Origin of the sequence: Pseudomonas savastanoi (genome assembly GCF_020917325.1) — a bacterium.
GTDB classification, from domain to species: domain Bacteria; phylum Pseudomonadota; class Gammaproteobacteria; order Pseudomonadales; family Pseudomonadaceae; genus Aquipseudomonas; species Aquipseudomonas amygdali.
Map to the genome: position 1 here is coordinate 1,190,569 of NZ_CP076652.1, position 22,507 is coordinate 1,213,075.

The following is a 22,507-nucleotide window of genomic DNA, read 5'->3' on the forward strand; positions in this document are numbered from 1 at the left end:
TCAGGTCGTTTGCCGCACTACTGCTCTGAGCAGGTGAGTCGGCGGCGTTTCACAACTGATCTTGCGACCCAGCTTCTCTTCGATGGCGGGCAACTGGTAGGAGTCGTCTTCGCCGGCGAAGCTGATGGATACGCCATCGGCACCTGCGCGACCGGTACGGCCGATGCGGTGCACGTAGTCGTCCGGCACCTCAGGCAGGGTGAAGTTGATCACGTGGCTGATGCCATCAATGTGGATACCGCGACCGGCGACATCGGTGGCTACCAGTACGCGGATCTTGCCTTCGCGGAAGCCTTCAAGGGTCTTGATGCGCTTATGCTGCGGCACATCGCCCGACAGTTGCGCGGCATTGACACCGTCGCGTACCAAGCGCTCTTCGATGCGTCGCACCTCGTCCTTGCGGTTGGCAAAGACCATCACCCGTTCCCAACCGTTGTCGGTGACCAGGTTGTAGAGCAGCTTGTACTTGTCGGCACCGGCAACGGCATAGATATGCTGCTCGACGTTGTCACTGGCGACGTTCAACGATTCGATTTCGACAATGGAAGGGTCCGTCGTCCACTGTTTGGCGAGGTTCATCACGTCTTCTGTGAAAGTCGCGGAGAACAGCAGCGTCTGGCGTTCACCCTTGTGCGGGGTTTGGCGAATGATCTGACGCACCTGCGGGATGAAACCCATATCGAGCATGCGGTCGGCTTCGTCCAGAACCATCACTTCGACCATGTCCAGATGCACTTCGCCGCGCTGGTTGAAGTCCAGCAGGCGGCCAGGCGTGGCCACCAGAATATCGCAGTGCCGTGCTTCAAGTTGTTTGAGCTGCTTGTCGAAATCCATGCCACCGACGAACGTCATGACGTTCAGGTTGGTGTATTTGGTCAGGTCGGCGGCGTCCTTGGCGATCTGCACCACCAGTTCGCGAGTGGGCGCAATGATCAGCGCGCGGGGCTCACCCATGTAGCGTTCGGCTGGCGGTGGCGTCTGGGTCAGTTGCTCGATGATCGAGATCAGGAACGCAGCGGTCTTGCCGGTACCGGTCTGGGCGCGACCGATCGCGTCCTTGCCTTTGAGCGTGAAGCCCAGCACGCCCGCTTGAATCGGTGTGCAGTACGGGAAACCAAGGTCCTGAATCGCGTGCATCAGTTCAGGCGCAAGGTTGAAATCGTGGAAGCGGGTCTTGCCTTCCTGCGGTTCGACGATGAAATCTTCGAGTTTCCATGCTGGCGCAGGCGGTTTTGCCACGCGCTCACGACGCGGGCGCTCGGCCCTTGGCTTGTCGGTGCGCGGTGCTCTGGCTTTGGAGGGCTCGTTGACGGTGTCCGAAAGCTGAGTCTGGGCATGATCCGGTGTGTCGCCTGCGGCAGCGGGGGAGGCGGGAATAAAGGCTGTCGGACCAGGCGCGCGCTGCTCAGCCTCACTTTTACCGAACATCTTTTTAAGTGCTTTGAGCACGGTCATCTCATCAATTGGTTAAGGAATGTACGCCGAGCAGTGTAAAGCAAGAACCGTGCTCGGCGTAGTGCCATCCATGGCGAGCTACAAAAGCGGTCAGTTGCAGGCGGGCCCAGGGCGCTTTAGCGCAGCTTGTCAGCCAGCCAGACGCCGATGTCACGGATTTCCTCCGGTAACACTTGATGCCCCATTGGGTACTCTTGCCATTGCGCGGTTACACCCTGAGCCTTGAGGTGCTCGTACACCGTCCGGCCCATGGGGTTGTGTACCACTTCGTCATGCTGGCCATGCAGGCAGTAGGCAGGAATGCGCTGTTGGCTGGCTGAAAGTGTCATCTCATTGCTGAATGTCGGGGCATAAGTGGACAGCGCGAGTACACCGCCCAGCGGACCCTGCCAGCGTCTATAGCCTGCGTGTAACACCACCGCGCCGCCCTGGGAAAAGCCTGCCAGAAATATCCGTGACGGGTCGATGCCGCTGTCGCGTTGTTGCTCGATCAGGTCCAGCACCTTCTGTGCCGAGGCTTCCATCTGATCGTGATCAATGGCGCGGGCCTCGGAACTCATGGCCTTGATGTCGTACCAGCTTGGCATTTCATAGCCGCCATTGACCGTTACGGCGCGTGTCGGTGCCTGAGGCAGGACGAAACGTGTGGTCGTCAGCGACTCCTGCAGCATCTCGGCGACCGGAAGAAAATCATAGCGGTCGGCGCCCAACCCGTGCAGCCAGATAACGCAGGCATCCGCTATGCCTGAAGGTTGGATGATCAAAGGTTCGCTCATGTCTGCTCCATTTGTGTGCGCTGGCTCATTTAGAGCGCATTAATAGGGTGCGCGGTTAGATTAAAAATGAAAGAAGATGTCGCAAGATTACAAGTTTTTGTCTTGACCTGTCGCTAATTCGACATAGCCAGCATGCTGGTACGGGCTTTGCTACAGCAGGACTGGAGTCGAGGCGCTCTCATCGTTCGGTAACACTATAAGGCTATTACTTATAGCGATCGAAAAGCAGCTCGGGAGTCCATGCGTCAGGATTCGCGGCAAGATTCAACCTGTACCGCTCTGGTCCGGGAAAATCATGGGGTTTCAGTCCACGGGGCCGATTCTGAATGATGAAGACGAATGACGGGATGATCCCGCAGACGATTCGTGATTCAGGCCCAGCGTTGCATGACCCAAAAATAAGCCAGCACGGGTTATTAGCGCCTCACAAAGGTGCGACGCGACTTAAACACCTACACAACAAAGAGCAAACTGGAGGTTTTTGAATGAAGATGTTGAAATCCACCCTGGCTGTCGTCACCGCCCTGGCCGCATTTGGTGTAACCGGGGCTGCCAACGCCGGTGCCACCCTTGACGCTATTCAGAAGAAAGGTTTTGTTCAGTGCGGCGTCAGCGATGGCCTGCCAGGGTTCTCCGTTCCGGACTCCACCGGCAAGATCACCGGTATTGACGCTGATGTCTGCCGCGCAGTAGCCGCCGCAGTATTCGGCGACGCCACCAAGGTCAAGTTCAGCCAGTTGAACGCCAAGGAGCGCTTCACTGCACTGCAATCCGGCGAGATCGACATCCTTTCGCGTAACACCACCTGGACCAGCTCCCGTGATGCGGGCATGGGCCTGGTGTTCACCGGCGTAACTTACTACGACGGTATCGGCTTCCTGGTAAACAACAAGCTGGGCGTCAAAAGCGCCAAGGAACTGGACGGTGCAACCATCTGCATCCAGGCCGGTACCACTACCGAGCTGAACGTCTCCGACTACTTCCGTTCGAACGGCCTGAAATACACCCCGATCACCTTCGACACCTCCGACGAAAGCGCCAAGTCGCTGGAAGGCGGTCGTTGCGACGTACTGACTTCCGACCAGTCGCAACTCTACGCACAGCGCAGCAAGCTGGCCAAGCCGGACGATTACATCGTTCTGCCTGAAGTGATCTCCAAGGAGCCGCTGGGTCCTGTCGTACGTAAAGGCGACGAAGACTGGTTCTCGATCGTTCGCTGGACCCTGTTCGCCATGCTCAACGCCGAGGAAGCCAAAATCACTTCCAAGAACGTTGAAGCTGAAGCCAAGTCGACCAAGAACCCTGACGTAGCCCGTATGCTGGGTGCCGACGGCACTTACGGCAAGGACCTCAAGCTGCCGAAAGACTGGGTCGTGCAGATCGTCAAGCAGGTCGGTAACTACGGCGAAGTGTTCGAACGCAACCTGGGCGAAGGTACCCCGCTGAAAATCAAGCGCGGCCAGAACGCTCTGTGGAATGCCGGCGGCATTCAGTACGCTCCACCTATTCGTTGATTGACCCGGCGCCCGACAGGCTTCCCAGCCTGTCGGGCGTTGTTCTGTTGGATTTTTCCTGGGGCATTTCATGGAAAAGCAAATCGTCGCACCCAAGCAAAAGCTCTCTCTGAGCGATCCGAAAGTGCGCGCGTGGTTATTTCAGATCATCACTGTCGTGGCGGTGATCGCGTTGGGCTGGTTCATCTTCGACAATACCCAGACCAACCTGCAACACCGTGGTATTACCTCGGGTTTCGGTTTTCTTGAGAACAGTGCCGGTTTCGGTATTGCTCAACACCTGATCGACTACAGCGAAGCGGACAGTTATGCCCGCGTATTCGTCATCGGCCTGCTGAATACCTTGCTGGTATCGGTCATCGGTATTGTCCTGGCGACCTTGCTGGGCTTTGTCATTGGTGTCGCTCGCTTGTCTCCGAACTGGATGATCAGCAAGCTGGCAACTGTTTATGTCGAAGTCTTCCGCAATATTCCGCCACTGCTGCAGATCCTTTTCTGGTACACCGCCGTATTCCTCACGCTGCCTGGTCCGCGTCAGGCGCATGGTTATCTGGACATGTTCTACGTCAGCAGCCGCGGGCTCAATATGCCCAGAGCGTTGCCGGCCGAAGGTGCATGGGCGTTCCTGATCAGCATCGTGGTTGCCGTGATTGCGATCGTGATGATGGTGCGCTGGGCCAACAAGCGCTTCGAAGCCACTGGTCAGCCGTTTCACAAGTTCTGGGTCGGTCTGGCGTTGCTGCTGGTGATCCCGGGCCTGAGCATGCTGGTCTTCGGCAGCCCTGTGCATTGGGAACTGCCACAACTGAAGGGCTTCAACTTCACCGGTGGCTGGGTGCTGATCCCGGAACTGATCTCCCTGACCCTGGCACTGACCATCTACACGGCGGCGTTCATCGCTGAAATCGTGCGTTCGGGCATCAAGTCGGTCAGTCACGGTCAGACCGAAGCTGCCCGCTCGCTGGGGCTGCGCCCCGGGCCGACGCTGCGCAAGGTCATCATTCCGCAGGCGCTGCGAGTGATCATTCCACCGTTGACCAGTCAGTTCCTGAACCTGGCGAAGAACTCTTCGCTGGCAGCAGCCATCGGTTATCCGGAAATGGTTTCCCTGTTCGCCGGTACGGTGCTCAACCAGACCGGACAGGCCATTGAAGTCATTGCCATCACCATGAGTGTGTACCTGGCGATCAGTATCAGCATTTCCCTGCTGATGAACTGGTACAACAAGCGCATTGCGCTGATCGAGCGGTGAGGAAACGCGCATGACGACTCATACTTTCAAACCTGATATGCCACCACCGGGCAAAGTGTTCGGCCCGATGGCGTGGATGCGGCAGAACCTGTTTTCCAGCTGGATCAACACCCTGCTGACCCTGTTCTCGCTCTACCTGATCTATCTGGTCGTTCCGCCGATCATCAGTTGGGCTCTGCTGGACGCCAACTGGGTCGGCACGACCAAGGAAGACTGCACCAAGGCGGGCGCCTGCTGGGTGTTCATCGAGCAGCGCTTCGGCCAGTTCATGTACGGCTACTTCCCCAATGAGCTGCGCTGGCGGGTCGACCTGACCGCCGTCCTGGCGATTGTCGGTGCTGCGCCGCTGTTCATCTCGAAGTTTCAGCGCAAGGCTGTCTACGGTATTGCCTTTCTGGTGATTTACCCGATTGTCGCCTTCTACCTGCTGCACGGCGGTGCTTTTGGTCTGACCAACGTACCGACCAGCCAGTGGGGCGGCCTGATGCTGACCCTGGTGATTGCCACCGTGGGTATCGTCGGTGCCTTGCCGCTGGGTATTTTGCTGGCGCTCGGCCGTCGCTCCAACATGCCGGCTGTGCGTGTGGTGTGCGTCACGTTCATCGAGTTCTGGCGCGGCGTGCCGCTGATCACCGTGCTGTTCATGTCGTCGGTGATGCTGCCGCTGTTCATGCCCGAAGGGATGAACTTCGACAAACTGCTACGGGCGCTGATCGGCGTGATTCTGTTCCAGTCGGCGTACATCGCCGAAGTGGTACGCGGCGGCATGCAGGCCATCCCCAAGGGCCAGTACGAAGCATCCGCGGCCATGGGCCTGGGTTACTGGCGCAGCATGGGGCTGGTGATTTTGCCGCAGGCGTTGAAGATGGTCATTCCCGGCATCGTCAACACCTTCATTGCCTTGTTCAAAGACACCAGTCTGGTGATCATTATCGGCCTGTTCGACCTGCTCAACAGCGTCAAGCAAGCCACCGCCGACCCGGCATGGCTGGGTATGGCCACTGAAGGCTATGTCTTCGCGGCCCTGGTGTTCTGGATCTTCTGTTTCGGTATGTCCCGCTATTCCATGCATTTGGAACGTAAGCTGGACACAGGCCACAAGCGTTAGGAGTTTTGTGATGAGTGAAGTTATCAATAAGCCTCTGGGCGCTGAAGGCATGATCCGCATGGAGGGCGTCCACAAGTGGTACGGCCAGTTCCATGTACTCAAGGACATCAACCTGAACGTGCGTCAGGGCGAACGTATCGTGCTGTGCGGCCCATCGGGCTCGGGCAAATCGACCACCATTCGTTGCCTCAACCGTCTGGAAGAGCACCAGCAGGGTCGTATCATCGTCGATGGCACCGAACTGACTTCCGACCTGAAGCAGATCGAGACCATCCGCCGTGAAGTCGGCATGGTGTTTCAGCATTTCAACCTGTTCCCGCACCTGACCATCCTGCAGAACTGCACGCTGGCACCGATGTGGGTACGCAACATGCCGAAAAAGAAAGCCGAAGAAATCGCCATGCATTATCTGGAGCGTGTGCGTATTCCGGAGCAGGCCCACAAGTTTCCGGGTCAGCTTTCCGGTGGTCAGCAGCAGCGTGTAGCGATTGCCCGTGCCTTGTGCATGAAGCCGAAAATCATGCTGTTCGATGAGCCGACTTCGGCGCTTGACCCGGAAATGGTCAAGGAAGTGCTCGACACCATGGTTGGCCTGGCAGAAGAAGGCATGACCATGCTGTGCGTGACTCACGAGATGGGCTTTGCCCGCACCGTGGCGAACCGGGTGATCTTCATGGACAAAGGCGAAATCGTCGAACAGGCCGCGCCGAACGACTTCTTCGACAACCCGCAAAGCGATCGTACCAAGCTGTTCCTCAGTCAGATCATTCACTGAGTCAGTAGCTGCTCCACGGAAAACCGGGCCAAGCGCCCGGTTTTTTTCGCCTGCATTTGCCATGCATCTTGTATGCAATTCTGGCTGAACCTTGTATTCGCGATGATTCTCCAACAGGATACCGCCCCCCTGAAAAGGGTCGACATACCTGATTACCGAGAAACCGATGACTGCCAAGGCTCAATCCAGCCCCCAACCGATTACCGATCAAGCCCATCCTGTTCTGAAGCGCCCCTGGCTATTGCTGCTGGGGCTGGTGCTGGTCGCCCTCAACCTGCGCCCCGCGTTATCCAGCGTTGCGCCGTTGCTTAACGAGGTGTCCGCAAGCCTTGGGATGTCGGCTGCCGAAGCGGGTTTGCTGACCACCTTGCCGGTTTTGTGTCTGGGCCTGTTCGCGCCATTGGCACCGATTCTTGCCCGGCGTTTTGGCAGTGAGCGGGTGGTTTTGGTGGTCCTCCTGACTCTGGCGTCGGGGTTGGCAGTACGCAGCCTGTTCGGCGAAGTCGGCCTGTTTACTGGCAGCCTGCTGGCGGGCGCGAGCATCGGGATCATCGGCGTATTGTTGCCCGGTATCGTCAAGCGCGATTTCCCGCACAAGGCCGGGGCGATGACCGGTGTCTACACCATGGCGCTGTGCCTGGGCGCTGCGATTGCAGCCGGTTCGACGGTGCCGCTGAGCCAGTATGTCGGCGACAGCTGGCAAATAGGTCTGGGTTTCTGGCTGATTCCGGCGTTGATTGCGGCGCTGTTCTGGTTTCCACAAGCACGTGAAATGCATGGCTCACATCGCGATGTCTATCGAGTTCGCGGTCTGTTGCGTGACCCGCTGGCGTGGCAGGTCACGCTGTATATGGGCCTGCAATCGTCGCTGTCGTACATTGTCTTCGGATGGTTGCCGTCGATCCTCATCGGTCGCGGCCTGACGCCCACCCAGGCCGGTTTGCTGCTGTCCGGCTCGATCATCGCGCAAGTCATCAGCGCGCTGGCGGTGCCGTATCTGGCCACACGCGGCAAGGATCAGCGTCTGGCGATCATGCTGGTCATGTCGCTCACACTGACCGGCCTGTTCGGTTGCCTGTACGCGCCACTCGGCGGGCTGTGGGGCTGGGCCATTCTGCTGGGGATCGGGCAGGGCGGCACGTTCAGTCTGGCGCTGGCCTTGATCGTCCTGCGCTCGCGTGACTCACATGTCGCCGCCAACCTGTCGAGCATGGCGCAAGGCTTTGGCTACACCATCGCCTCGACCGGGCCATTTGCCGTGGGCGTGGTTCACGACATGACCGGTAGCTGGAACGCGATTGGCTGGATCTTCGCAGTGCTGGGGCTGGGTGCCATCATCGCGGGCATGGGTGCCGGTCGGGCGCTGCAGGTGCAGGTCAGTAGCGAGAAGGTTTGATTTTCGATGATTGTTGATCGTTCGGACCGGGCTTGAGCTGCTTCAGGTCTGAGCCAGATTGGCCAGGGCCCATTGTTCGGCACTGGTGACGCTCAGCCCTGATTTCGCGTTGTAGGTACGGGCGACGTCCCATGCCACGCCTCGGCCCATGGCAAAGACTGCCCGGTATTTGCGCAGATTGTCATCCGGCATTTCCGTCAGATCGGCCTGCAACTGCGCAACACTCCATACGTGCCGCTCGATGTCGCGCCCCGTGACACGCTCCACAAGATCGGCCAGCCCGGCGTACGTCAATGTGTCGCCAGCGGTGTACACCACCTGATTCACAATGCGCGGCTCGTGCATCACGATGGCAGCAGTCAGCCTGCCAATGTCCTCTGCGGTGGTGACTGTGACGGCCGTATCGAGGCTGCCCAGCGCATTGATCCGACCGCCTTGCAGATCGACGACACCGAACGCGGGTTCGAACAGGAAGCTTGTAAACATACCGGTCGAAACGATTACCCACTCGGTTTGCTGCTGGGCGCGCAGCTTTTCTCGTACATCGAGTTGCTCATCGAACAGATCCTGAGGGCTGCCCCGGCCGATAAGGTCGTAGTCAACGCCGAACTGCCAGGGCAGGTAGCGTTTTATGCCGGCCTTGAGCGCCGCATCGGTCAGTTTGCGTTGAGTGCCCCGGCCAGCGGCAAAACCCGCACAACTGATTACCGTGTCATAGCGCTTCATGACAGTAGCTAGTTCGTCCACGCTGGCATCGGCCAGATCGGCGGTTTCGATGGCGATGTTCAGCGCGCGGATTTCTTCGATTTCCACACGCTTGGCGGGCGCTTGAGTGCTCAAGCTGCTTTGGCGTAGCAGCACGGCAATGCTCAAGTCATATGCTCCGGCTTTCTCGACCAGCCCTCGCAGCACGGCGAGCCCAAGCTCTCCTGCGCCTATTACCAGAATGCGTTGTTTGACGTTTGCGTTATCGGCTTGCATGGTGACCCCTTTGGACAGTCTTTCAATTCAGGCGGGAGAGATGCTGGCATGCCTGTCGACATACAAAAAGTAGGCACATCGGTGATACCGGGCGGGCTGGACGCGCAGGAAGTGGTCAGACGCTCCGAAGCGGCCTGTGCTGCGCTCAGCGATGATGAGGATGGTCTCAAGCGCGATATTCTCGGCCACGCCGGAAACCGCTGGTCATTGGGCGTGGTACATGCCCTCGGCGTCAGCAGCCCTTTGCGCCATGCCGAATTGCGCCGAAAGCTGCATGGTGTCACCCAGCGCATGCTCACTCATACCTTGCGCCAGCTTGAACAGGACGGGTTGATCACCCGCCATGACTACTGCGAGAAGCCGCTCAGGGTGGAATATTCGTTGACCGATCTGGGCATGGGGCTGCTGGTACAAATGATTCCGCTGTGGACTTGGGTGATTGAAAATTCAGAGGCGTTCAGTGCAGCGCGAAATCGTTATCCGGACAGGTAAAAGTGATGGCTGATGCGCCATCAACCCTCGCCATTTTCCGCAGCGCCGCTTATCGTGCACGGATAATTCGCCAAGGGATGTGCACGCATGAACTACGAGGAACAAAGTCAGGCCAACAGCGCACTGATCACCCGCTTTTATGAGGCGTTTGCGCAGCTGGATGCCGAGGCGATGAGTGCCTGTTACACCGAGGACGTGCTGTTCAGCGACCCGGCATTTGGTGAATTGCGTGGCGCTCAGGTCGGCGACATGTGGCGCATGCTGACTTCCCGGGCGAAAAATTTCTCGGTGGTCTTCCATCAGGTGCGTGCCGATGACCGCGCGGGCACTGCGCATTGGGTGGCGACCTATCTGTTCAGTCAGACCGGGCGCACGGTGGTCAACGATATTCAGGCCCGTTTCATGTTTCGTGATGGGAAGATCTGCGAGCATCACGATCACTTCGATATGTGGCGCTGGTCGCGTCAGGCACTGGGTTTGAAAGGCCTGCTGCTGGGCTGGACGCCTTTGGTACGCAATGCCGTCAGGGCTCAGGCGCTCAAGGGCCTGAAGACCTTTTCAGAGAATCGCCGTGCCTGAGGTTGCCAGCACCGCGAGTGCGCCGACTTCCGAACAGGCGGTCGGCAAACCCTGGTTTGTCTATCTGGTGCGCGCTGCCAACGGCTCGCTGTACTGTGGCATCAGTGATGATCCGCAGCGCCGATTCGCTATGCACAAGAGCGGCAAGGGCGCGCGCTTTTTCTCTTCCAGCCCGGCAATGGCGCTGGTCTACGTCGAACAGTGGCCCAGCAAGGGTGAGGCGTTGCGTCAGGAGCGGCTGATCAAGAAACTCAGAAAAAGCGCCAAAGAGGCACTGGCAGCCAGTTACGCCTGACCCCCGATCCATGAGCGTGATGTCGTGCCATCAGCTTGAGTCTGTGGGCGGGCAGGGTACTGCGGGTTAAGCTGTGTGCTTCCCGAGTGCGCAGAGGCTGAACATGTCCGAGTTGATTCTTCACCATTACCCCACGTCACTGTTTGCCGAAAAAGCCCGCCTGATGCTGGGTTTCAAAGGCCTCACATGGCGCTCGGTGACTATCCCGTCGATCATGCCCAAGCCCGACCTGACCGCGCTGACAGGCGGTTATCGCAGGACGCCGGTGTTGCAGGCTGGCGCAGATATCTACTGTGACACTGCACTGATGGCACGCCGCCTTGAGCAGGAAAAGGCTTCGCCAGCGTTTTATCCGCAAGGTCAGGAGTTTTCGGTTGCCGGTCTGGCCGCCTGGGCGGATTCGGTGCTGTTCCTGCATGCCGTGAGCCTGGTGTTTCAGCCTGAGTCTATGGCTGTACGATTTGCCAAAGTGCCGCCAGACGCTGCCAAGGCGTTCATTGCTGACCGTTCCACGCTGTTCAACGGTGGTACGGCTTCACGCCCGCCTGTCGAGCAGGTCAAGCATCAATGGCCCACGCTGATGTCACGCCTGGAGTTGCAGTTGTCGCGCGGTGGTGATTTTCTGTTTGGCGTACCCTCGATTGCCGATTTTTCGGTTGCCCATACGCTGTGGTTTCTCAAGCAAACGCCAGTGACTGCGCCCTTTGTCGATGATTATCCGGGTGTCAGTGCCTGGCTTGATCGCGTTCTGGGGTTTGGGCATGGCACGTTCAGCGACCTGAGTTCGGCTGATGCCATTGAAATCGCCAGAAATGCAACGCCTGCGCCACTGCCCGACGAAGTCTTTGTTGATCCGAATGGCTTCAAGGCGGGCGACAAGGTCGCTGTCTCGGCAGTCGACTATGGCGTCGAGGCGGTTGAGGGTGAACTGATCTTTACCGGGCGCGAAGAGTTAATCCTGCGCCGCGAAGACGAACGCGCCGACGTCGTGCATGTGCACTTCCCGAGAATGGGATTTCGGGTCGAGAAGCGCTGAAGTTTACGAAGCTCTGTGTTGCATGCCGTAATCTCGTTTATCGTGCGACGCTCTGCGTCGCATGCCGTTCTGGACGCTCTGAGTCCTCTCTTGAGTGTGCAATGCGGCACAGATCTGTGACGCGGAGCGTCACCCAAGGCATTCCCACGCTGGAGCGTGAGGAACGATAATCTCGACTATCGTGCGGAGCCACGCCGACATGCCGTTCTGGACGCTCTGCGTCCTCTCTTGAGTGTGCAGTGCGGCAAAGATCTGGGACGCGGAGCTTTGGCACGTTATTCCAGGCTATTTCAATGCTGCCAGTATCCGATCCGGGTCGAAACCCCGGATCAAGGTGCCGTTGACGTCGATCAGCGGTATGCCTCTGCCACCCAGTGCTTCGTAGGCCTTGCGGCCTTCTTCGGACTTCTCGATGTCGAACTCCTGATACGCAATTCCTTTGCTGTCGAGAAAGCGCCGCGTCTGTTTGCAGTAGCCACACCAGTCAGTGGCGTACATCACCACTTTCGCCTGGCTGTAGCTCTGCGCAACGCTTGCTGGCGGCGGGTTGACGAAGTTCTCGATCTTGCCCCAGTTCTGATAAACCACCACAACCAGCATGATCAGCGCGAACTTCTTGAGGGTGCGTATCAGCATGTCGGTTACCGTCGCTTCAGCTGATCGGTCAGTTGGGTCGGCAGCCCCTTGATGATCAGGGTGCCTGCGCTTTCGTCATACTCGATCTTGTCGCCCAGAAGGTGAGCTTCGAAGCTGATCGACAGTCCTTCGGCGCGTCCCGTGAAGCGGCGGAACTGGTTGAGGGTGCGCTTATCGGCCGGGATCTCGGGCGACAGGCCATAGTCCTTGTTGCGGATGTGATCGTAAAACGCCCGTGGCCGCTCTTCGTCGATCAGTTCGGACAGTTCTTCCAGGCCCATCGGCTCGCCCATCTTGCTCTGGCTGCTGGCGTAATCGACCAGGGTCTTGGTCTTCTCGCGGGCTGACTCCTCCGGCAGGTCTTCACTTTCGACAAAGTCACTGAAGGCCTTGAGCAGGGTGCGGGTTTCGCCGGGGCCATCAACGCCTTCCTGGCAGCCGATGAAGTCGCGAAAGTACTCGGAAACCTTCTTGCCGTTCTTGCCCTTGATGAACGAAATGTATTGCTTGGACTGTTTGTTGTTCTGCCATTCCGACAGGTTGATTCGCGCAGCAAGGTGCAACTGGCCCAGGTCCAGGTGGCGTGAAGGGGTGACGTCCAGCTCGGCATTCACTGCCACGCCTTCACTGTGGTGCAGCAGGGCGATGGCCAGGTAGTCGGTCATGCCTTGCTGATAATGGGCAAACAACACATGGCCACCGACGGAAAGATTGGATTCTTCCATCAGCTTCTGCAGATGCTCGACCGCCGTGCGCGAGAACGCGGTGAAGTCGTTGCCACCGTCCAGATACTCTTTCAGCCAGCCGCTGAACGGGTGTGCGCCGGATTCTGGATGGAACAGGCCCCATGCCTTGCCTTGTTTGGCGTTGTAGCTCTCGTTGAGGTCGGCCAGCATGTTCTCGATGGCCTGGGACTCAGCGAGTTCGGAGTCGCGTGCATGGAGAACAGCGGGCGTACCGTCGGGTTTTTTATCGATCAGGTGGACGATGCAATGACGGATCGGCATGGGCTTCTCGGCTGAAAAAGGTGAAGAGCGTGCAGCTCGTTGCAAGACGGCAAGTGTAACGCACGCGTGCGCCACTTGGCCCCGGGCAGGCTGGTTTTCGCCAGCAGGGCGTGTTTGCTGGATGTTTTTTGTGCAATTGGCATTAAAACCTGACCAAAAGGATAGGTAGAGGCGGATATTTGTCCGGCTCTGTGCTAGTTTTGCGCGGTCTTGCGCACTTAGCGCGTCAAGCATGCAGTTAGCGCACACGTAGGTCGAACCATTGCCCGGTTTCAGTATCTACACTTTCGCGATTAATCGTGGCTGCTAGCGGGTGGCCAGGTTCATTGCCTGGCCACGGGCCGACGTTGCACTCTGCAATCCAAATGAATTTGATAGGGAAGGAACACCACCATGGCTCTTACTAAAGACCAATTGATCGCCGATATCGCTGAAGCTATCGACGCGCCAAAAACTACCGCGCGTAATGCTCTTGAGCAATTGGGCCAAATTGTTGCCGACCAATTGGAAAACGGCGTGGAAATCACTTTGCCAGGTATCGGCAAACTGAAAGTTGCAGAGCGTCCGGCTCGCACTGGCCGCAACCCTTCGACTGGCGCTGCCATCGAAATCGCTGCCAAGAAAGTTATCAAGTTCGTACCAGCCAAAGTGCTGACCGACTCGATCAACAAGTAAGCAACCGCTTGCTGTGAAAAAGCCGTGCACCGGTTAACCGGGCACGGCTTTTTTGTGGGCGTCTGATCACAGATCTGTGCCGCACTGCATACTCAAGAGAGGACGCAGAGCGTCCAGAACGGCATGCGACGCGGAGCGTCGCACGATAATCGAGGTTAAGGCATGTCGGCGGAGCGTCGTACGATAGTTGAGATTATCGTTCCTCACGCTCCAGCGTGGGAACGCCTTGCGTGACGCGCCGCGTCACAGATCTGCGCCGCACTGCATACTCAAGAGAGAACGCAGAGCGTCCAGAACGGCATGCGACGCGGAGCGTCGCACGATAATCGAGATTAAGGCATGTCGGCGGAGCGTCGTACGGTAGTTGAGATTATCGTTCCTCACGCTCCAGCGTGGGAACGCCTTGCGTGACGCTCCGCGTCACAGATCTGCGCCGCACTGCATACTCAAGAGAGGACGCAGAGCGTCCAGAACGGCATGCGACGCAGAGCGTCGCACGATAATCGAGATTACGGCATGTCGGCGGAGTGTCGTACGATAGTTGAGATTATCGTTCCTCACGCTCCAGCGTGGGAACGCCTTGCGTGACGCTCCGCGTCACAGATCTGCGCCGCACTGCATACTCGAGAGAGGACGCGGAGCGTCCAGAACGGCATGCGACGCGGAGCGTCGCACGATAATCGAGTTTACGGCCTGCCGACACGGCGTCGCACGATAGTCGAGATTAAGGCCTGCCGACGCGGCGTCGCACGATAGTCGAGATTAAGGCCTGCCGACGTGGCGTCGCACGATCGTCGATGCGGCACGATAGCCCTATCAGTGGGGTGTGCGTTGTGCCTTGTCAAGGAAGGTCCAGGCCACGAAGCGGCTTTGTTTCTGGCCTTGGCCCATCTCGACTACTTTCACTTCAAGCGCGCCGGCTTTTTTCAGGGCGCTCTGGATCGGTGGCAGGTTGGATGCCTTGGACACCAGGGTGCTGAACCACACCACCTGGCCCGGCAATGTGGCGCTTTCCTGGATCAGTCGGGTCACGAAGCCGATCTCGCCGCCTTCGCACCACAGCTCCTGAGATTGCCCGCCGAAGTTGAGAACCGGCAGCTTGCGCCTGGGATCAGCCTTGCCCAGTGCGCGCCATTTTCGTTGGCTGCCACGCTGCGCCTCATCCAGCGAAGCATGGAAGGGAGGGTTGCAGAGGCTCACGTGGAAGCGTTCGCTGCTGTCGAGCAACCCTAGCAGGATCTGCTTGCGATTGCCCTGCTGGCGCACGCTGATGGCCTTGCTGAGGCCATTGGCTTTGATGATCGTGGTAGCCGCCGCGATGGCCGTGCTGTCGATGTCCGAGCCAACGAACTGCCAGCCATAGTCGCTATGCCCCAGCAGTGGGTAGATGCAATTGGCTCCGGTGCCGATATCCAGCGCCTTGATGGATGCGCCGCGTGGGATCACGCCTTCATTGTCCTCGGCCAGCAAGTCGGCCAGGAAGTGCAGGTAGTCCGCACGCCCTGGAATGGGCGGGCACAGGTAATCGGCCGGAATGTCCCAATGGGCGATGCCATAGAACGCTTTGAGCAGAGCGCGATTGAACACCCGCACCGCCTGCGGATCGGCAAAGTCGATGCTTTCCTTGCCATACGGATTGAGGATCACGAACGCTGCCAGCTCGGGGCTGGATTTGATCAGCTTCGGAAAATCGTAATGACCCTGATGACGATTGCGCGGGTGCAAGGTGGCCTTTTCACGCGGCGCAGCAGGTTTGGCTGGCCGCTGAGGCTTTTTGCGCGGAGGTTTGCGGGTATCGGTCATGGGTTCGATGGTCAGCCGTGATGTCGAGTACAGAAATTCAGATAACAAAAAGCCAGCCCATGATCGGGCTGGCTTTTCTGGCCACCTTACAGGCTGGCGATGCGGGCGTGTTGCTCGGCCAGCTTGCCCAGTGCCTGTTCGGCTTCGGTCAGCTTGGCGCGTTCCTTGGCGATGACTTCAGGCGGTGCCTTGTCGACGAACGCTGCGTTGGACAGCTTGCCGCCGACGCGTTGCACTTCGCCTTGCAGGCGCTGGATTTCCTTGTCCAGACGCGCCAGTTCGGCCCCTTTGTCGATCAGCCCGGCCATTGGCACCAGCACTTCCATGTCACCCACCAGCGCAGTGGCCGACAGTGGTGCTTCTGCACCCTCGGTCAGTACGGTCATCGATTCCAGCTTGGCCAGCTTCTTGAGCAGGTAATCGTTTTCGCTCAGGCGGCGCTGATCCTCGGCACTCACATTCTTGAGGAACAGTTGCAGCGGCTTGCCCGGGCCGATGTTCATTTCGCCACGGATGTTGCGCACGGCAAGCATCAGGCCCTTGAGCCATTCGATGTCGTCTTCGGCAGCCTGATCAATGCGTGCTTCGTTGGCCACTGGCCAGGGTTGCAGCATGATGGTTTTGCCTTCTGCGCCCGCCAGCGGTGCGAGGCGCTGCCAGATTTCTTCGGTGATGAACGGCATGAACGGGTGCGCAAGGCGCAGTGCGACTTCGAGCACGCGTACCAGCGTACGGCGTGTGCCACGCTGACGTTCGACCGGTGCGGTTTCGTCCCACAGCACAGGCTTGGACAGCTCCAGATACCAGTCGCAATACTGGTTCCAGATGAACTCGTACAGCGCCTGGGCGGCGAGGTCGAAGCGGAACTGATCCAGTTGGCGGGTCACTTCGGCTTCGGTGCGCTGCAATTGCGAGATGATCCAGCGATCAGCCAGCGACAGTTCGACAGCTTCGCCGTTCTGGCCGCAGTCTTCGCCTTTGTCCAGCACGTAGCGCGCAGCGTTCCAGATCTTGTTGCAGAAGTTGCGATAGCCTTCGACGCGGCCCATGTCGAACTTGATGTCGCGACCGGTGGATGCCAGCGAGCAGAAGGTAAAGCGCAGGGCGTCGGTGCCGTAGCTGGCGATGCCGTCGGCGAACTCCTGGCGGGTCTGCTTCTCGATCTTCTTCGCCAGCTGCGGCTGCATCAGGCCACTGGTGCGTTTCTCTACCAGCGTTTCGAGGTCGATACCGTCGACGATGTCCAGCGGGTCAAGCACGTTGCCCTTGGACTTGGACATCTTCTGGCCCTGACCGTCGCGCACTAGGCCATGCACATAGACGGTCTTGAACGGGACTTGCGGCGTACCGTCCTCGTTCTTCACCAGGTGCATGGTGAGCATGATCATCCGGGCGACCCAGAAGAAAATGATGTCGAAGCCAGTGACCAGTACGTCGGTGGAGTGGAAGGTCTCCAGTGCCTTGGTCTTTTCCGGCCAGCCGAGCGTGGAGAAGGTCCACAGGCCCGAGCTGAACCAGGTGTCCAGTACGTCGTTGTCCTGCTGCAGCGCGATTTCCGGCCCCAGGTTGTTTTTCGCCCGGACCTCGGCTTCGTCGCGGCCGACGTAAACCTTGCCGGATTCGTCGTACCAGGCCGGAATGCGGTGGCCCCACCATAGCTGACGGCTGATGCACCAGTCCTGGATGTCGCGCATCCACGAGAAGTACATGTTTTCGTACTGCTTGGGCACGAACGCGATGCGGCCGTCTTCGACAGCGGCAATCGCAGGCTCGGCCAATGGCTTGGTGGAGACGTACCACTGATCGGTCAGCCACGGCTCGATGATGGTGCCTGAACGGTCGCCTTTCGGCACCTTAAGGGCGTGATCATCGACACTGACCAGCAGGCCGGCGGCATCAAACGCAGCAACGATCTGCTTGCGCGCTTCAAAGCGGTCGAGACCGGCGTAGGCCGCAGGCAGGCTGCCGTCGACGCTTTCGTTCAGCGTGCCATCAAGGTTGAACACCTGAGCGGCGGGCAATACGTTGGCATTCTTGTCGAAGATGTTCAGCAGCGGCAGGTTGTGGCGTTTGCCGACTTCATAGTCGTTGAAGTCATGCGCCGGGGTGATCTTCACGCAGCCGGTGCCGAATTCAGGGTCGCAGTAGTCGTCCGCGATGATCGGGATGCGGCGGCCTACCAGTGGCAGTTCGACGAACTTGCCGATCAATGCCTTGTAGCGCTCGTCCTGTGGGTTCACCGCAACGGCGGCGTCACCGAGCATGGTTTCCGGGCGAGTGGTGGCAACGATCAGGTAATCCAGACCTTCGGCGGTTTTTGCACCGTCGGCCAGCGGATAGCGCAGGTTCCACAGATGGCCTTTCTCGTCGTGGTTCTCCACTTCAAGGTCGGAAATCGCGGTGTGTAGCTTGGTGTCCCAGTTGACCAGGCGTTTGCCACGGTAAATGAGGCCGTCTTCATGCAGGCGCACGAAGGCTTCCTTCACGGCGTCGGACAGGCCGTCGTCCATGGTGAAGCGCTCGCGGCTCCAGTCGACGGACGAGCCCAGACGGCGGATTTGACGGCTGATGTTGCCGCCGGACTCGGCTTTCCATTCCCAGATCTTGTCGAGAAACTTCTCGCGGCCCAGCTCATGACGGCTCACGCCTTGCGCTTCAAGACGACGCTCCACCAGCATCTGCGTGGCGATACCGGCGTGGTCGGTGCCCGGTTGCCACAGCGTGTTGCGACCCTGCATGCGACGGAAACGGATCAGGGCGTCCATGATCGCGTTATTGAAACCGTGGCCCATGTGCAGGCTGCCGGTGACGTTCGGCGGCGGGATCATGATGGTGTACGAGTCACCCACGCCTTGCGGAGCGAAATAATTTTCGGACTCCCAGGTCTGATACCAGGAAGTTTCGATGGCGTGCGGCTGGTAAGTCTTGTCCATGCGCGGCGGGAACCTGTGGCATTGATTCGGAAACCGGCAAGTATAGACCTGACGGCAAGCGACAAGCCATAAGCGCCGGGCCACAACTGGCAGATCTGCCAGTTGGCGGCGAGTGGACCAAGGGGCATGATCCGGTGTTCAAGCATTGATCACAGGACGGATGCGGCCATGGACAAGACTTCGGAAAGCAGGCGCGTACTGTGCCGATATCGCTATGACGCGCTGGATCGTATTGCCTTCGTCGACCCCGGAGCACAGGGTGAAGTGTCGCGTTTTTATCAAAAGAACCGTTTGACGGTCGAGATACAGGGTGCAACGCGTCGCCGTGTATTTCACGGTGAAAACCTTTTGTTAGCGGAGTATGAGACTGAAGGCTCTGTCGCCCGGACGGACCTTCTGGCCACCGACCTGCAAAGCAGTGTATTGCATGCTTTGAGTTCGGAGGGGCACCAGCCGCTGGGCTATAGCCCTTACGGACATCGCTTGCCGGGCGGCCCCTTTTCCGGCTTCAACGGCGAGCGTGCGGACCCTGTGACCGGGCATTACCTGCTGGGTAACGGCTATCGCGCTTTCAACCCGGTGCTGATGCGATTCAATAGCCCGGACACTCTGAGTCCATTTGGACGGGGAGGTCTGAATGCGTATGCTTATTGTCAGGGCGACCCGGTTAACCGGAGTGATCCTGATGGGCATATTCCAGGGTTTGCGGCGGTCACGCGCGCGGCCAGGAGTTTCGCTTTTGAAGTGCTGCCTGATGAGCTCCTTGAGAATATACTCAAGCGCGTTTCTCTAGAAGACGCGGCCGCGCTGAGTGCAACGACCCCTCAAATAGGTAAGAGAGTATCAAAAACATTAAAAAAGGTTTGGGTTGATATAAACGATCCCAGCGCACTGTCGACAATTGAAGGGCATTTAAGTACGACCGGGGCGCTAAGCCATGACGCTTTCTACAGCGCGCAGTTCAAGTATGTAGCGACGAGCATCGAGCAAGGATTCAGTAGAAAGATAAATAGCGTTGATCGTCAAACACAATCGATTCTTGATCACGTGGCTGGCGTGAGTGGAAGCAGTGAGTTGCAGGCTACGCGCGCGCTAGAGCGTGCCCAGCGCTATCAGTCAGAGAGCCTGAAAAGAATCACTGGGCTCATGGAAAACTACAGGAAGTTGCACAAGGAATGGAATGAACTTATCAATCGTGAAGCAGACACGGGCCGGCGTATAGCTGATATCCGCTCCACATTCAATCCTCGCTAATAACGTATCCACACGCATGTGAGCCAGTTTCCAAACCGCGCGCTTCACTTCTTCTGCTGCGCCAATAACCGCTCCAGCCTTGCCTTCAGCCGACGCTTGATCTCGTTTTCTATAGGTAGGGCGAAGCCGTCGACCACGTCCTGCATGATCAATTGCGCGGCTGCGCGCAGTTCGCTGTTCAGATGAAGCAGTGCATCAGGGTTGGGCTGCGCTTGCGGTGGAGCTGTCTGCTACGCCTTGCGGAGCGAAATAAATTTTCGGGCTCCCAGGTCTGATACCAGGAAGTTTCGATGGCGTACGGCTGGTAAGTCTTGTCCATGCGCGGCGGGAACCTGTGGCATTGATTCGGAAACCGGTAAGCATAGACCTGACGGCAAGCGACAAGCACATATGTGCCGGGCCACAGCTGGCAGATCTGTCAGTAGGCGGCGAGGGGGGAGAGGGGCATGATCCGGTGTTCAAGCATTGATCACAGGACGGATGCGGCCATGAACAAGACTTCGGAAAGCAGGCGCGTACTGTGTCGATATCGCTATGACGCGCTGGACCGTATTGCCGTCGTCGACCCCGGAGCAAAGGGTGCAGTGTCGCGTTTTTATCAAAAGAACCGTTTGACGGTCGAGATACAGGGTGCAACGCGCCGTCGTGTATTTCACGGCGATGATCGCTTGTTGGCTGAGTATGAAACGGACGGCTCCATCACTCGGACCGACCTGCTGGGCACCGACAGGCAAATCAGCGTGCTGCATGCCCTGAGTTCAGAGGAACGGCAGCCGCTTGCTTATAGCCCTTACGGACATCGCGCGCAGGGCGGCCCCTTTTCCGGCTTCAATGGCGAGCGCGCGGACCCTGTGACCGGGCATTACCTGCTGGGTAACGGCTACCGCGCGTTCAACCCGGTGCTGATGCGTTTCAACCGGCCAGACTCGTTAAGTCCATTTGGGCGGGGAGGCTTGAATGCATATGCGTATTGTCAGGGGGACCCGGTTAATCGAAGTGATCCGGGTGGACACGTCGGGGTCCACAGACTCTTTCTCGACACGTTACCAGACCTGGCGCTTGACAGAATATTCAGGCACCTGTCTTTCAAAAATATGGCCGCAGTGAGTGGAGCGTCTAATACGTTGAATGAGAGAGGAGCCGGGCTGATAGCCGTGCAGTTAAATAAGCGTTTTGTAGACGCCAGTAACCCAGACGTACTGTTGGACCTTCGCAGCGCTATAGAAAACGAACCGGGTTTTCTGCCGAGTGTATTCAAGAGTGCAGACTTCAAAGTACGGTTTGAAAAAGTCACGGCGAACGCCAGTCAAAAAATGAGCGATCGAATCAAGGAGGCCTGGCGTGTAGAGCACTCATTCTCTGACAAATTCACGGGTAAACCCAATACCGGTTACGACGATTTCAAGAAGGCATCGGCTATTAAGCTCAAGGAGCACGAAGGGTCTCCCGAAATGCTGCTAAATATAAAAAGAGATGTGGCTAAACGCAAAACGCTCATGGGAGCCTGGTATGCCCAAATTAGTCTCAAGGGGAAAATGGAGCGGCAAGTAGCAGAGATTCGCTCCCTATTGAATTCTCCCTGACAGCGTCTGCATGCGTGTGTACTCCGGACTCCTGATCACACGTTCACTTCTGCTGGGCCAATAACCGCTCCAGCCTTGCCTCCAGCCGACGCTTGATTTCAGTCTCGATGTGCGGGGCGAAGTCGGCGATCACGTCCTGCAGGATCAACTGTGCGGCGGCACGCAATTCGTTGTCCAGATGCAGCAGGGCATCCGGGTTCGGCAGTGCTTGAGGCTGGGCAGGCTGTTGAACGGTCTGAAGCTGCTCGACAGGTGCGGCTTGCACATCAGGCGTCAGCGTCGGGATGTCGTCTTCGTCGAAGTCCTGTTGATAAGTCGCGTCGGGGCGAGCGCCGACCACATCGAATAACAGAGGAATCTGGCCTTCCGGACGAGCCGGGTCGTTCGGCAGCGGGGAGTGTGCGGAGTCATCGCCGAGCAATTGGCGGATCGATTCCAGATCGTTCAGCAAATGCGCGGATTCAGCTTTTTTTGAAGTATCCATCGTGTCCTCAAAGGCGCTGCAGTCGGTGATCTTGCGGAGGATAGCCCTGTTCACGGTATGAACGGAAACTCTCGCGTGCGGCAAGACGTATGGCCGGGTCTTCGACAACCACTTCTGCCACGCGGGCGAAGCGTTTGAAGAAGGCCGGAATGCTCAGGTCGAGGTTGACCAGCAGGTCCTCGTGAGCGCCCGAGTCGTCACCCAGACCCAGCACCACGGGGGCATCGGAGTCGCTCTCGGCGTCGCCGTGGGGCAGAAACACTTCGCCCCTGAAGCGCCAGAGCCGGGCATCAAGGTCTTCACGCTGCGCTGCATCGCTGCAATGCAGATAGACCTTGTGGCCCAAACGCCAGGCTTTTTCCGTTAGTTTGCAGGCAAAGTCCAGGCGCGCGGCAGGATCGGCGCTGGGCAGGATGTAAAAATCGACTTGGGTCATACAGGTTCCAGAACCAGTGGCGTATCGACCGTGAAGC

The 22,507-nt window shown here is 58.3% G+C and carries 21 protein-coding genes and 1 pseudogene; 12 read left to right on the forward strand and 10 right to left on the reverse strand.

Annotated features, from left to right (window positions below; genetic code table 11):
• Positions 1-1,455, reverse strand: coding sequence for an ATP-dependent RNA helicase RhlB (gene rhlB, locus KP808_RS05285; protein ID WP_058409302.1), 1,455 nt, complete (start codon positions 1,453-1,455; stop codon positions 1-3).
• A 116-nt stretch (positions 1,456-1,571) separates the two neighbouring features.
• A complete protein-coding gene (locus KP808_RS05290) occupies positions 1,572-2,231 on the reverse strand; it encodes an alpha/beta hydrolase (protein WP_058400625.1) in 660 nt (219 codons plus the stop codon).
• 485 nt (positions 2,232-2,716) lie between these two features.
• Here KP808_RS05290 and KP808_RS05295 point away from each other — a divergent pair, with 485 nt between their 5' ends.
• The 5 genes from KP808_RS05295 (at position 2,717) to KP808_RS05315 (ending at position 8,276) form a co-directional block, all read left to right on the forward strand.
• Positions 2,717-3,745 (forward strand): amino acid ABC transporter substrate-binding protein, encoded by a 1,029-nt coding sequence (locus KP808_RS05295; RefSeq protein ID WP_002552268.1) that lies wholly within the window; start codon positions 2,717-2,719, stop codon positions 3,743-3,745.
• Between the two features lie 70 nt (positions 3,746-3,815).
• The gene (locus KP808_RS05300; protein ID WP_122258173.1) at positions 3,816-4,997 is read left to right on the forward strand and encodes an amino acid ABC transporter permease; all 1,182 of its coding nucleotides are present in this window, start codon (positions 3,816-3,818) and stop codon (positions 4,995-4,997) included.
• 10 nt (positions 4,998-5,007) lie between these two features.
• Positions 5,008-6,105 carry an amino acid ABC transporter permease gene (locus KP808_RS05305; protein ID WP_058400626.1) on the forward strand — a complete coding sequence of 366 codons (1,098 nt, stop codon included), beginning with the start codon at positions 5,008-5,010 and terminating at the stop codon, positions 6,103-6,105.
• Positions 6,106-6,115: 10 nt separating this feature from the next.
• A complete protein-coding gene (locus KP808_RS05310) occupies positions 6,116-6,880 on the forward strand; it encodes an amino acid ABC transporter ATP-binding protein (protein ID WP_003365366.1) in 765 nt (254 codons plus the stop codon).
• A gap of 166 nt (positions 6,881-7,046) precedes the next feature.
• Entirely contained in the window at positions 7,047-8,276 is a 1,230-nt protein-coding gene (locus KP808_RS05315; protein WP_230017624.1) for a CynX/NimT family MFS transporter, read from the forward strand.
• A gap of 42 nt (positions 8,277-8,318) precedes the next feature.
• Here the strand turns inward: KP808_RS05315 and KP808_RS05320 are convergent, their stop codons facing one another.
• Positions 8,319-9,257, reverse strand: a complete 939-nt coding sequence (locus tag KP808_RS05320) for an aromatic alcohol reductase (RefSeq protein WP_230017626.1) — start codon at positions 9,255-9,257, stop codon at positions 8,319-8,321.
• A gap of 48 nt (positions 9,258-9,305) precedes the next feature.
• Between KP808_RS05320 and KP808_RS05325 the strand changes: the two genes are divergently transcribed.
• From KP808_RS05325 to KP808_RS05340, 4 genes are all read left to right on the forward strand, one after another.
• Complete coding sequence (locus KP808_RS05325; RefSeq protein WP_003365360.1) at positions 9,306-9,749, forward strand: winged helix-turn-helix transcriptional regulator; 444 nt, start codon at positions 9,306-9,308, stop codon at positions 9,747-9,749.
• 87 nt (positions 9,750-9,836) lie between these two features.
• Positions 9,837-10,328 carry a nuclear transport factor 2 family protein gene (locus KP808_RS05330; RefSeq protein ID WP_230017628.1) on the forward strand — a complete coding sequence of 164 codons (492 nt, stop codon included), beginning with the start codon at positions 9,837-9,839 and terminating at the stop codon, positions 10,326-10,328.
• A complete protein-coding gene (locus KP808_RS05335; RefSeq protein ID WP_058409298.1) occupies positions 10,321-10,623 on the forward strand; it encodes a GIY-YIG nuclease family protein in 303 nt (100 codons plus the stop codon). Before KP808_RS05330 ends, KP808_RS05335 begins: the two co-directional genes overlap by 8 nt.
• A gap of 103 nt (positions 10,624-10,726) precedes the next feature.
• A complete protein-coding gene (locus KP808_RS05340; protein WP_230017630.1) occupies positions 10,727-11,659 on the forward strand; it encodes a glutathione S-transferase family protein in 933 nt (310 codons plus the stop codon).
• Between the two features lie 285 nt (positions 11,660-11,944).
• Here the strand turns inward: KP808_RS05340 and KP808_RS05345 are convergent, their stop codons facing one another.
• Positions 11,945-12,295, reverse strand: coding sequence for a glutaredoxin family protein (locus tag KP808_RS05345; RefSeq protein WP_230017632.1), 351 nt, complete (start codon positions 12,293-12,295; stop codon positions 11,945-11,947).
• A 5-nt stretch (positions 12,296-12,300) separates the two neighbouring features.
• On the reverse strand, positions 12,301-13,302 hold the full coding sequence (gene yejK, locus KP808_RS05350; RefSeq protein ID WP_044320535.1) for a nucleoid-associated protein YejK: 1,002 nt from the start codon (positions 13,300-13,302) through the stop codon (positions 12,301-12,303).
• 393 nt (positions 13,303-13,695) lie between these two features.
• Here yejK and KP808_RS05355 point away from each other — a divergent pair, with 393 nt between their 5' ends.
• Complete coding sequence (locus KP808_RS05355; RefSeq protein WP_002552279.1) at positions 13,696-13,977, forward strand: HU family DNA-binding protein; 282 nt, start codon at positions 13,696-13,698, stop codon at positions 13,975-13,977.
• A gap of 816 nt (positions 13,978-14,793) precedes the next feature.
• Here the strand turns inward: KP808_RS05355 and rlmF are convergent.
• Positions 14,794-15,780 (reverse strand): 23S rRNA (adenine(1618)-N(6))-methyltransferase RlmF, encoded by a 987-nt coding sequence (rlmF, locus tag KP808_RS05360; protein ID WP_058402069.1) that lies wholly within the window; start codon positions 15,778-15,780, stop codon positions 14,794-14,796.
• An 86-nt stretch (positions 15,781-15,866) separates the two neighbouring features.
• Positions 15,867-18,713, reverse strand: coding sequence for a valine--tRNA ligase (locus KP808_RS05365; RefSeq protein ID WP_230017644.1), 2,847 nt, complete (start codon positions 18,711-18,713; stop codon positions 15,867-15,869).
• Between the two features lie 168 nt (positions 18,714-18,881).
• Here KP808_RS05365 and KP808_RS05370 point away from each other — a divergent pair, with 168 nt between their 5' ends.
• Entirely contained in the window at positions 18,882-19,967 is a 1,086-nt protein-coding gene (locus KP808_RS05370) for an RHS repeat-associated core domain-containing protein (RefSeq protein WP_230017645.1), read from the forward strand.
• Positions 19,968-20,011: 44 nt separating this feature from the next.
• Here the strand turns inward: KP808_RS05370 and KP808_RS05375 are convergent.
• A pseudogene (locus KP808_RS05375) lies at positions 20,012-20,182 on the reverse strand (DNA polymerase III subunit chi); the annotation flags it as partial.
• A 273-nt stretch (positions 20,183-20,455) separates the two neighbouring features.
• Here KP808_RS05375 and KP808_RS05380 point away from each other — a divergent pair.
• On the forward strand, positions 20,456-21,550 hold the full coding sequence (locus tag KP808_RS05380) for an RHS repeat-associated core domain-containing protein (RefSeq protein ID WP_230017647.1): 1,095 nt from the start codon (positions 20,456-20,458) through the stop codon (positions 21,548-21,550).
• 43 nt (positions 21,551-21,593) lie between these two features.
• Here KP808_RS05380 and KP808_RS05385 read toward each other — a convergent pair whose 3' ends face one another.
• Positions 21,594-22,034, reverse strand: a complete 441-nt coding sequence (locus tag KP808_RS05385) for a DNA polymerase III subunit chi (protein ID WP_230017649.1) — start codon at positions 22,032-22,034, stop codon at positions 21,594-21,596.
• A 7-nt stretch (positions 22,035-22,041) separates the two neighbouring features.
• A complete protein-coding gene (locus tag KP808_RS05390) occupies positions 22,042-22,470 on the reverse strand; it encodes a DNA polymerase III subunit chi (protein WP_005756882.1) in 429 nt (142 codons plus the stop codon).
• Positions 22,471-22,507: the final 37 nt, after the last annotated feature.

Coding starts and splice junctions, on each gene's coding strand:
- KP808_RS05315 (WP_230017624.1), top strand. CDS start 7,047: ATGACTGCCAAGGCTCAATCCAGCCCCCAACCGATTACCGATCAAGCC.
- KP808_RS05355 (WP_002552279.1), top strand. CDS start 13,696: ATGGCTCTTACTAAAGACCAATTGATCGCCGATATCGCTGAAGCTATC.
- KP808_RS05305 (WP_058400626.1), top strand. CDS start 5,008: ATGACGACTCATACTTTCAAACCTGATATGCCACCACCGGGCAAAGTG.
- KP808_RS05310 (WP_003365366.1), top strand. CDS start 6,116: ATGAGTGAAGTTATCAATAAGCCTCTGGGCGCTGAAGGCATGATCCGC.
- KP808_RS05365 (WP_230017644.1), bottom strand. CDS start 18,713: ATGGACAAGACTTACCAGCCGCACGCCATCGAAACTTCCTGGTATCAG.
- KP808_RS05345 (WP_230017632.1), bottom strand. CDS start 12,295: ATGCTGATACGCACCCTCAAGAAGTTCGCGCTGATCATGCTGGTTGTG.
- rlmF (WP_058402069.1), bottom strand. CDS start 15,780: ATGACCGATACCCGCAAACCTCCGCGCAAAAAGCCTCAGCGGCCAGCC.
- KP808_RS05325 (WP_003365360.1), top strand. CDS start 9,306: ATGCCTGTCGACATACAAAAAGTAGGCACATCGGTGATACCGGGCGGG.
- KP808_RS05340 (WP_230017630.1), top strand. CDS start 10,727: ATGTCCGAGTTGATTCTTCACCATTACCCCACGTCACTGTTTGCCGAA.
- rhlB (WP_058409302.1), bottom strand. CDS start 1,455: ATGACCGTGCTCAAAGCACTTAAAAAGATGTTCGGTAAAAGTGAGGCT.
- KP808_RS05370 (WP_230017645.1), top strand. CDS start 18,882: ATGGACAAGACTTCGGAAAGCAGGCGCGTACTGTGCCGATATCGCTAT.
- KP808_RS05330 (WP_230017628.1), top strand. CDS start 9,837: ATGAACTACGAGGAACAAAGTCAGGCCAACAGCGCACTGATCACCCGC.
- KP808_RS05390 (WP_005756882.1), bottom strand. CDS start 22,470: ATGACCCAAGTCGATTTTTACATCCTGCCCAGCGCCGATCCTGCCGCG.
- KP808_RS05290 (WP_058400625.1), bottom strand. CDS start 2,231: ATGAGCGAACCTTTGATCATCCAACCTTCAGGCATAGCGGATGCCTGC.
- KP808_RS05385 (WP_230017649.1), bottom strand. CDS start 22,034: ATGGATACTTCAAAAAAAGCTGAATCCGCGCATTTGCTGAACGATCTG.
- KP808_RS05295 (WP_002552268.1), top strand. CDS start 2,717: ATGAAGATGTTGAAATCCACCCTGGCTGTCGTCACCGCCCTGGCCGCA.
- KP808_RS05320 (WP_230017626.1), bottom strand. CDS start 9,257: ATGCAAGCCGATAACGCAAACGTCAAACAACGCATTCTGGTAATAGGC.
- KP808_RS05380 (WP_230017647.1), top strand. CDS start 20,456: ATGAACAAGACTTCGGAAAGCAGGCGCGTACTGTGTCGATATCGCTAT.
- yejK (WP_044320535.1), bottom strand. CDS start 13,302: ATGCCGATCCGTCATTGCATCGTCCACCTGATCGATAAAAAACCCGAC.
- KP808_RS05300 (WP_122258173.1), top strand. CDS start 3,816: ATGGAAAAGCAAATCGTCGCACCCAAGCAAAAGCTCTCTCTGAGCGAT.